The sequence below is a fragment of the Gryllotalpicola sp. CP2-P1 genome (assembly GCF_057512245.1).
Genome location: NZ_JBLRDT010000108.1, coordinates 1 through 9,229 on the forward strand (window position 1 = coordinate 1; position 9,229 = coordinate 9,229).

The following is a 9,229-nucleotide window of genomic DNA, read 5'->3' on the forward strand; positions in this document are numbered from 1 at the left end:
CCGTCGACGCGGCCGCCGCCCTCGATCCACACGGCGGAGTGCGTCGGATCGAGCAGCGGGAAGCGGGCGAGGGCCTCGCCCTGGCGGAGCCGCTGCACCGCCCCCATCGCCGGGGCATCCGCGGCGCGGGCCGCAAGACGCTCCTCGACGGCGTCGAGCTCGGCCTCGTCCGCGGAAAGGATCAGGGAGCCGACGCGGCGGTACCCGATGTCGGGCGCACCGTGACCCGTCAGCGCCGAGACGAACGACGGGTAGAACGCCGCACCGTCTGCGTAGAGCTGATAGAAGGCGCCCCCGCGGGACACCGACCAGGGCTGGATGATTCCGGCGCCGGCATCCGTCGCCCGCCCCTCGAGACCCGCATCGACGACCACGACCGACACGCCGCGTCGGGCGAGCCCGAACGCAGTCGCCGCGCCCGCGATACCGGCACCCAGAACCACCACACGCGATGTGCTCATGGCGCCACGCTAACCCCGATGTCACGCGGCGAAACGAGGCTCACCGACCCGGCGAAACACGCCGGAAACCCACCGTAGAATGGGCGGAATCCCTGGAATCACCCAGAGCCCCGAGACACGCAGTAGGAGAGCCCGTGGCGCTGATCGTGCAGAAGTACGGCGGCAGCTCTGTCGCCGACGCCGAGAGCATCAAGCGCGTCGCCAAGCGCATCGTCGAGACGCGCAAGGCCGGCAACGAGGTGGTCGTCGCCGTCAGCGCGATGGGCGACACGACCGACGAGTTGCTCGATCTGGCGCACGAGGTCACGCCCCTGCCCGAGCCGCGCGAGCTCGACATCCTGCTCACGAGCGGCGAACGCATCTCGATGGCCCTGCTCGCCATGGCGATCGGAACGATGGGCTACGACGCCCGCAGCTTCACCGGCTACCAGGCCGGCATGATCACCGACAACCGGTTCGGCGCGGCGCGCATCGTCGACGTCACCCCGAGCCGCATCCGCGAGGCGCTCGACGAGGGCGCGATCGCGATCGTCGCCGGTTTCCAGGGCTTCAACACCGAGACGGGCGACACCACGACGCTCGGCCGCGGCGGCAGCGACACCACGGCCGTCGCGCTCGCGGCAGCGCTCGGCGCGACCGTCTGCGAGATCTACACCGACGTCGACGGCATCTTCACCTCGGACCCCCGCATCGTGCCGCTGGCGAAGAAGATCGACACGATCTCGAGCGAAGAGATGCTCGAGCTCGCGGCAGCCGGTGCGAAGGTGCTGCACATCCGCGCCGTCGAGTACGCGCGGCGTCATGGCGTGACGCTGCACGTGCGCTCCTCGTTCAACAACAGCGAGGGCACCCTGGTCGTCAACGAGACGGCCGCCGAGACCGCCGAGCGCATCCAGCGCGAAATGCAGGAGAACGGAACTGTGGAAGAGCCCATCATCTCCGGTGTCGCCACCGACCTGACCGAGGCCAAGATCACCGTCGTCGGCGTGCCCGACGTGCTCGGCAAGGCCGCGGCCATCTTCGACACCGTCGCGAAGGCCAGCGCCAACGTCGACATGATCGTGCAGAACGTGTCGGCCGCCGCGACCGGCCTCACCGACATCTCGTTCACGCTGCCCAAGGCCGACGGCCAGAAGGTGCTGCAGGCGCTGCGCGCCGAGCAGGGCGTGATCGGATTCCAGTCGCTGCAGTACGACGACCAGATCGGCAAGCTCGCGCTGGTCGGCGCGGGAATGCGCACCAACACCGGCGTCTCCGCCCGGCTGTTCCGCTGCCTCGCCGAGGCCGGAATCAACATCGGCATGATCTCGACCTCCGAGATCCGCATCTCGGTCGTCACCCGCGCCGACGTGCTAGCCGAGGCCGCCCGCGTGGTGCACACCGCTTTCGGCCTCGACGGCTCCGACACCGCCGTCGTCTACGCCGGCACCGGCCGCTGACCGGACTTTTGCGCCCCCGCCCGACGTTCGCACCTACAACGCGGGGCGCAAACGTCGGCCCGGGGCACTGAAACCCGCACGAACCGAATCGAGAAGCACATGAGCACCAACGGATTCCACGTCGCCGTCGTCGGCGCCACCGGCCAGGTCGGCGCGGTGATGCGCCGCCTGCTCGCCGAGCGCGAGTTCCCGATCGCGAGCATCCGCTTCTTCGCCACCGCGCGCTCGGCCGGCACGACCCTCGAGTTCAAGGGCGAGCAGATCGTCGTCGAGGACGTCGAGACGGCCGACCCGTCGGGCATCGACATCGCGCTGTTCTCGGCGGGTGCCACGGGCAGCCGTGCCGCGGCCCCGCGCTTCGCCGCAGCGGGAGCGCTCGTCATCGACAACTCGAGCGCGTGGCGCATGGACCCCGAGGTGCCTCTCGTCGTCTCCGAGGTGAACCCGCATGCGATCGACGAGGCGGTCAAGGGCATCATCGCCAACCCGAACTGCACGACCATGGCGATCATGCCCGTGCTGAAGGTGCTCGACCGCGAGGCCGGGCTCAGCCGCCTCATCGTCTCGACCTACCAGGCCGTCTCCGGGTCGGGGCTGAAGGGTGCCGAGGAGCTCGCCGACCAGGCGCGCGCAGCGCTGGCATCCGATCACCTGCTCGACCTCGTGCATGACGGAGCAGCCGTGACCCTGCCCGAGCCGCAGGTCTACAAGCGGCCGATCGCGTTCGACGTGATCCCGTTCGCGGGCAATCTCGTCGACGACGGGCTGAACGAGACCGACGAAGAGAAGAAGCTGCGCAACGAGAGCCGCAAGATCCTCGAGCTGCCCGAGCTGCTCGTGTCCGGCACCTGCGTGCGCGTTCCGGTGTTCACGGGGCACTCGCTGTCGGTGAACGCCGAGTTCGAGCGGCCGCTCACGCCCGAGCGTGCCACCGAATTGCTGGCGGATGCCCCGGGGGTCGTGCTCGCCGACATCCCGACGCCGCTGCAGGCCGCCGGTCAGGACCCGTCGTTCGTCGGCCGCATCCGCGCCGACGAGGGCGCTCCCGCCGGGCGCGGCCTCGCGTTCTTCGTCTCGAACGACAACCTGCGCAAGGGCGCGGCGCTCAACGCCGTGCAGATCGCCGAGCTCGTCGCGGCCAGGCGCACGGTCGCGGCGTAGGGTCACGGGTCACGCGGTGCCCTGAAAGTGTCTCGATCTCGAGACAGATAGGATGGGCGGGTGAGCGATAGAGCCCCCGTTGACGTGGTCTTGATCGGTGGCGGCATCATGTCCGCCACGCTCGGAACCTTCCTGAAGCGGGTGAGGCCCGACTGGTCGATCGTGATCGTCGAGCGCCTCGGCGCCGTCGCGGAAGAGAGCTCGAACCCGTGGAACAACGCGGGCACCGGTCACAGCGCGCTGTGCGAGCTCAACTACATGCCGAACCCGGCAGACCCGGCGAAGGCGATCCAGATCAACGAGCAGTTCCAGCAGAGCCGCCAGTTCTGGGCGAAGCTCGTGGAAGAGGGCGTGCTGGGTCAGGCATCCGACTTCATCAATCCCGCGCCGCACATGACGTTCGTGCGCAAGCCGGGGGACATCGACTACCTGCGCCAGCGCCATGAGACGCTGACCAAGCACGTGCTCTTCGAGGAGCTCGAGTACAGCGAGGACCGCGCCGAGGTCATGAAGTGGGCCCCGCTGCTCATGCGCGGGCGCGACAAGAGCGAGAAGTTCGCGGCGACGCGCTCCATCGCGGGCACCGACGTCAACTTCGGCGCGCTGACCAAGAAGCTGATCGACAACCTCGTGGCCGACGGCGCCGAGCTGCGGCTGAACTCCGAGGTGCGGGGCATCAAGAAGCGCTCCGACGGGCTGTGGCGGCTCAAGGTGCGCGAGCTCGTGCGCCAGACCACGGTGCAGCTCGACGCGCGCTTCGTGTTCGTCGGCGCCGGCGGCTGGGCGCTCAAGGTGCTGCAGAGCGCCGGGATCCCCGAGGCCAAGGGCTACGGCACCTTCCCGATCTCCGGCCAGTTCTACAAGACGACGAACCCCGACGTCGTGGCCAAGCACGACGCCAAGGTGTACTCGCAGGCCGAGGCCGGTGCGCCGCCCATGAGCGTGCCGCACCTCGACAAGCGCGTCGTCGACGGCGAGGCGTCGCTGCTGTTCGGCCCCTACGCAGGCGCCGACCCCAAGTTCCTGAAGTACGGCAGCGTGCTCGACCTGCCCGCGGGCCTGCGCGCGTCGAACATCGGGCCGTACCTGCGCGTCGCGCTCGACAACCTCGTGCTGCTCAAATACCTGATCGGCCAGCTGCTGCTCACCAAGAAGGGCAAGTTCGCCGAACTGAAGAAGTTCATGCCCACGGCCAAGCCCGCCGACTGGGAGCTGATCACCGCGGGCCAGCGCGCCCAGGTGATCAAGAAGGATGCCAAGAAGGGCGGCGTCCTGCAGTTCGGCACCGAGGTGATCGCCCACAAGGACGGCACCATCGTCGGCCTGCTCGGCGCCTCGCCGGGCGCCTCGACCGCGGTGTCGATCATGCTCGATGTGCTCAAGACCTGCTTCCCGACCGAGTACTCGGGGGCGTGGCAGGCGCAGCTGAAGGACCTCATCCCGACGCTCGGCGAGTCCCTCGACAACGACCCCGAGCTCGCGCGCGCGACCATGGAGCGCACGGCCCGGGTGCTCGGCCTGCCCCGCTAGCACTCCCGCTCGCCTAGGAGCGCCGCGCAGCGCCGCGTCTCAAAACGCTCGCGATCGCTACGGTGACCTCATGAGGTTCACCGACAAGATCGTCGTCGTGACCGGCGGCTCGCAGGGCATCGGGCGGGCAACGGCCGAGCGGATGCTTGACGAAGGCGGCTCGGTCGCCGTGCTCGACGTGGACCCTGCGCGCGCGCAGTCGTGGGTTTCGGGGCGATCGGATGCTTCGCGCTGCGCCGTCTTCCCCTGCGATCTGCTTGATGCGGCATCCGTCGATGCCGCGGTCGCCGGCGTGCTCGAGCGCTTCGGGCGCATCGACGCGCTCGCGCAGGTCGCGGGCGGCGACACGGCGTCTGCCGACGGACTTGATGAGGAGCACTGGCTCTCGACCGTCGACCTCAATCTGCACGGGCCGATGCGCGTGATCCGTGCGTGCCGCGCTGCCCTGGTGCAGAGCCGGGGCGCGATCGTGCTCGTCGGCTCGGTGAACGGCGTCGCGGCCTACGGCGAGCCGGCCTACGCCGCGGCCAAGGCGGGGCTGTCGCTGCTCGCTCGGAATCTCGCGGTCGAGCTGGGGCCGCGCGGAGTGCGCATCAACGTGGTCGCGCCGGGCACAGTGCTCACGCGGGTGTGGACCGAGCGTCCGGGCGGCGCCGACCCCGTGGTGAAGATGTATCCGCTCGGGCGGGTCGGGCTGCCCTCCGACATCGCGGCGGCGATCGCGTTCCTGGCCTCGGACGACGCCGCATGGATCACCGGCGTCACGCTGCCGGTCGACGGCGGCTCGCTCGCGGGGCCCCTGCAGCTGCTCGGCGGCCCGATCTGGGGCGAGGACGGGTAGTAGGCGAGTTCTCCACCGGTTATACACATGTTCGAAAATTGCCGACACTCAAATCGAATCGGTGTTCTAATGGATGAATGCGGTGGGAGAACCAAGAGCTCGGGGTCGAGTCCGACGACGCGCTGCCGGGCCTCGCGAAGCTGAACAATCTGGTGCGCACGGTGCGCACGCCGGAGTTCGACGGAATCGTGTTCCACGAGATCCTGGCGAAATCGGCGCTGAACCAGGTGCCAGGCGGCTCGAAGGTAATGCCCTACGCCTGGACGATCAACCCCTACAGGGGCTGTTCCCATGCGTGCAGCTATTGCCTGAGCCCCGAGACGTCGATTCTGATGGCTGACGGCCGGCAGGTGCCGTTGTGGATGGTCAAGGTCGGCGACGAGGTGATCGGAACCCGCACGGTGGGCTCGTACCGGCGCTACGCACGGTCGCGCGTTAGTGCCAAGTGGGACACGCGGAAACGCGCGTACCGCGTCACGCTGGCGGACGGCACCGAACTGGTGGCGAGCGGGGACCATCGCTTTCTTACCGAGCGCGGCTGGAAGTACGTGGCCGACGCGCCGGGCAACGGGCAGCGACCGTACCTCACTCGGAGCAACAAGCTGATGGGCTTCGGCGCCGGCATCCGCGAGGCTCCGCGACCGAACGGCGTCTCTCAACTTCGGCTTCTCGGCGGGCTGGCGGCTCGAGACCGCTTCTTCCGCATGACCGAGCCGGCGATCACACGCAAGCTCGCGCTCGAGGGCGCCGCAGTGAAATCTGACGCCGACTTGCGCATCGTGTCGATCGAGGACCTGGGTGAGGTTCAGGACATGATCGACATCACGACCGAGACCGGTGATTTCATCGCCAACGGCGTCGTGAGTCACAACTGCTTCGCCAGGCCGACGCACAAGTACCTCGAGCTCAATGTGGGGCGCGACTTCGACTCGCAGATCATCGTCAAGGTGAACGTCGCCGAAGTGCTGCGGCGGGAACTTGCGCGGCCGAAGTGGCAGCAGAACAGGCATCCGGTCGCGCTCGGAACGAATACTGACCCGTACCAGCGCGCGGAAGGGCGCTACAAGCTGATGCCCGAGATCATTCGGGCGCTGACCGAGGCGCGCACGCCGTTCTCGATCCTGACCAAGGGCACGCTGCTGCGCCGCGATCTGCCGCTGCTGAAGGAAGCGGCTGAGCACGTGCCCGTCGATGTCGCGATGTCGATCGCGATCTACGATGACGAGCTGCAGCAGTCGGTCGAGCCTGGGACCCCACGCGCGAAAGAGCGACTCGCCACGGTCACCGCGGTGCGCAATGCGGGGCTCGACTGCAGCGTCTTCATGATGCCGATCCTGCCGTTCCTGACGGACACAACCGAGCACCTCGACTACGCGCTCGAGCAGGTCAAGGCCTCGGGGGCGACGAGCGTGCTGTACACCGCGCTGCACCTGAAGCCCGGCGTCAAGGAGTGGTTCAACTTCTGGCTCGAGCGCGAGCACCCCGAGCTGCTGGCGAAGTATGCCGAGCTGTACCCAGAAGGGCGCACTTACGCCCCGAAGGAGTACCGGCAGTGGCTCGCCCGCCGCATCAAGCCGCTCATCGCGAAGCACGGCATGGTCCGTGGTCGCGAAGACCTCGTCACCGGTGGTGTCGACTCGTCGGCGCTGGCAAAGAGCGACGCGATCGGCGGCGCAGCGCGGGCGACTCCGCGAGCGGGACGGCCGGGGCGCGGCCGCGCAAGCCGCATCGACGCCGACGGCGAACGCCGCACGCCGCTCGTCTTCTTCGAAGAGACGGATGCCGCGAGCGTCGCCCCCGAGCCGACGCTGTTCTGACGGAGCGCTACACCGCCTCGTAGATGCCGTCGAGCCGAGCGCGGGCGATGACGTGCCCCGCCATGGCCCGCAGGGCATCCTCGAGCGAGAACCCTTCGGTGAGCGACAGCTTCCGGTCGAGCGCGAACAGCTGGAAGACGTAGGCGTGCGGGCCGTGCGAGCGCGGCGGCATCGGGCCGACCCAGCCGAGCTTGCCGAAGGCACCCTTGCCGTAGACGACGCCGGCGACGGGGCTCGGGTTGGCGAGGCCGCCCTCCGCGATTCCTCCGAGTGCCGGGTCGATACCGGCGGCCAGCGCGTGAGTCGCGGGCTTGCCCATCGGAACGTCGGGGTCCTGCACGATCAGCACGAGCTCGGCCGCCTCGGCCGGCGGCTCGGTCCAGGCGATCGCGGGCGACGGAGTCGCGCCGAACATCTTGCCCTTGAACCGCTCGGGGATCGCTTCATTGTGCTCGAAGGCGGGGCTTGTGAGCGCGAATCCCTCAGGAGCGCTGAGCTCTGGGCGCGCCCAGACGAGGGTGTGGTGACCGGCACGGCGGCCGCGCAGAGCGCGGCCGAGGGGATTAGCGGGCATGAGCCAAGTCTGCCCGGTCCCTTACGGGCACACCTCAGACGCCGCGCCCATACGATGAAGGGATGGCGAAGCTTTACTTCCGCTATGGGGCGATGAACAGCGGCAAGAGCACCGCGCTGCTTCAGGCGGCGTTCAACTACGAGGAACGCGGCCACAACGTCCTGATCGCGAAGCCGGCGCTCGACACCAAGGGCGACGACCAGATCGTCAGCAGGCTCGGCCTCACGCGCGAGGTCGACTTCACCGTCGATGCGACCGACGACATCTACCTGCGCTTCCAGCAGCACCGCAGTCGCACCCTGGGCGGCAGCGGGCGGGACGTGAGCGCGCTCCTCATCGACGAGGCGCAGTTCTTCACCGAGGCGCAGGTCGACGATCTGCTGCGCATCGCGCTGCTCGAAGACGTCCCGGTGCTCGCCTACGGCATCCGCACCGACTTCCAGACGGTGGCCTTCCCGGGAAGCCGCCGCCTGCTCGAGATCGCGCATTCGGTCGAAGAGCTCAAGACCATCTGCCGCTGCGGCCGGAAGGCGATCTTCAACGCGCGCGTCGTGGGCGGCGAGTACGTCTTCGACGGGGCGCAGGTCGCGATCGATGAGGGCGCGGGGGAGGGCGCGCCGCAGGCATCCGTCACCTACGAATCGCTGTGCGGCCTCTGCTACCTGCAGGAATCGCACGGCACCCTCAACAACGGCCGCCGCCATTGGCCGGGCGGCGCGGCGCCGGCATACGCCGACGCGCCCGACGCCGACTTCATGTGAGCGCATCGGGCGGGGTGCAGGGGCAGGGGCGAGGGATGCCCGTTCGGACTGCCCCGTTATGGGGGCACTACTGAGCGCAAAACCCCTGAACTGGGCGCATTTTCAGTATTGACCCGTTCGCACGGCTTTGACTGAATAGACCGAGCGGTACACCTGCTGCCTTCCCCGCTCGTCAGCCCGAGGAGTCCCATGCCGTTCAAGCCCCATGTCGAGGTCTATCTCGGCCGCGACGGCCAGCGCATCGAAGTCTCGTGCACGTGCCCCATCGGCCGTGACCACGACTACTCGCGCTGGGTCGAGCTCGTCGGCGGCGAGCGCTACAAGGGCATCGAAGAGGCCGCGGGCTGAACGCCGCGGTGAGTCGGCTGACGGCGGGATGAGGGCGACGTGTCGGAGCGTTCAGAGCCCGCCCGCGTGGCGTCGCTGATCTATCTCGCCCTCGCCGAGCAGCGCCATGACGATGCGATCGAGCTGGCCGAGACCAACTGGCCCGTGCTGATCAGCCACGACGTGGCTGCGCTGCGCGCGGTGGCCGACCGGCTGTCGCCCGCCGAGCTCGCCGAGCGGCCGGCATGGGACCGCATCCGCCGCTATCTCGGCTTCCTCATGATCGAGTCCCCGCTGCGGCCGACCGCCTACGTCGAG

The 9,229-nt window shown here is 68.8% G+C and carries 10 protein-coding genes; 8 read left to right on the plus strand and 2 right to left on the minus strand.

Translation table 11 applies throughout. The features are described from left to right. The coding region (locus ACM2XV_RS09570; protein ID WP_487026766.1) for an FAD-dependent oxidoreductase at nt 1-461 on the minus strand (461 nt) is incomplete at its 3' end. Nucleotides 462-595: 134 nt separating this feature from the next. Here ACM2XV_RS09570 and ACM2XV_RS09575 point away from each other — a divergent pair. From ACM2XV_RS09575 to ACM2XV_RS09595, 5 genes are all read left to right on the plus strand, one after another. Beyond that, complete coding sequence (locus tag ACM2XV_RS09575) at nt 596-1,900, plus strand: aspartate kinase (protein WP_344774886.1); 1,305 nt, start codon at nt 596-598, stop codon at nt 1,898-1,900. A 99-nt stretch (nt 1,901-1,999) separates the two neighbouring features. After that, entirely contained in the window at nt 2,000-3,061 is a 1,062-nt protein-coding gene (locus tag ACM2XV_RS09580; RefSeq protein ID WP_344774884.1) for an aspartate-semialdehyde dehydrogenase, read from the plus strand. Nucleotides 3,062-3,121: 60 nt separating this feature from the next. Further along, complete coding sequence (gene mqo / locus ACM2XV_RS09585; RefSeq protein ID WP_487026767.1) at nt 3,122-4,591, plus strand: malate dehydrogenase (quinone); 1,470 nt, start codon at nt 3,122-3,124, stop codon at nt 4,589-4,591. Between the two features lie 70 nt (nt 4,592-4,661). Further along, nucleotides 4,662-5,432, plus strand: a complete 771-nt coding sequence (locus tag ACM2XV_RS09590) for an SDR family NAD(P)-dependent oxidoreductase (protein ID WP_487026768.1) — start codon at nt 4,662-4,664, stop codon at nt 5,430-5,432. A gap of 77 nt (nt 5,433-5,509) precedes the next feature. Then, complete coding sequence (locus tag ACM2XV_RS09595; RefSeq protein WP_487026769.1) at nt 5,510-7,249, plus strand: Rv2578c family radical SAM protein; 1,740 nt, start codon at nt 5,510-5,512, stop codon at nt 7,247-7,249. A gap of 7 nt (nt 7,250-7,256) precedes the next feature. On the opposite strand, the gene ACM2XV_RS09600 is transcribed toward ACM2XV_RS09595, so the two are convergent. Further along, on the minus strand, nt 7,257-7,823 hold the full coding sequence (locus tag ACM2XV_RS09600; protein WP_487026770.1) for a YbhB/YbcL family Raf kinase inhibitor-like protein: 567 nt from the start codon (nt 7,821-7,823) through the stop codon (nt 7,257-7,259). A 62-nt stretch (nt 7,824-7,885) separates the two neighbouring features. On the opposite strand from ACM2XV_RS09600, the gene ACM2XV_RS09605 reads away from it, so the two are divergent. The 3 genes from ACM2XV_RS09605 to ACM2XV_RS09615 form a co-directional block, all read left to right on the plus strand. Next, complete coding sequence (locus tag ACM2XV_RS09605) at nt 7,886-8,584, plus strand: thymidine kinase (protein ID WP_344774874.1); 699 nt, start codon at nt 7,886-7,888, stop codon at nt 8,582-8,584. Nucleotides 8,585-8,773: 189 nt separating this feature from the next. After that, a complete protein-coding gene (locus ACM2XV_RS09610; RefSeq protein ID WP_344774872.1) occupies nt 8,774-8,932 on the plus strand; it encodes a hypothetical protein in 159 nt (52 codons plus the stop codon). A 39-nt stretch (nt 8,933-8,971) separates the two neighbouring features. Further along, nucleotides 8,972-9,229 (plus strand): hypothetical protein (locus ACM2XV_RS09615; RefSeq protein WP_487026771.1); only part of this gene is annotated, 258 nt, incomplete at its 3' end.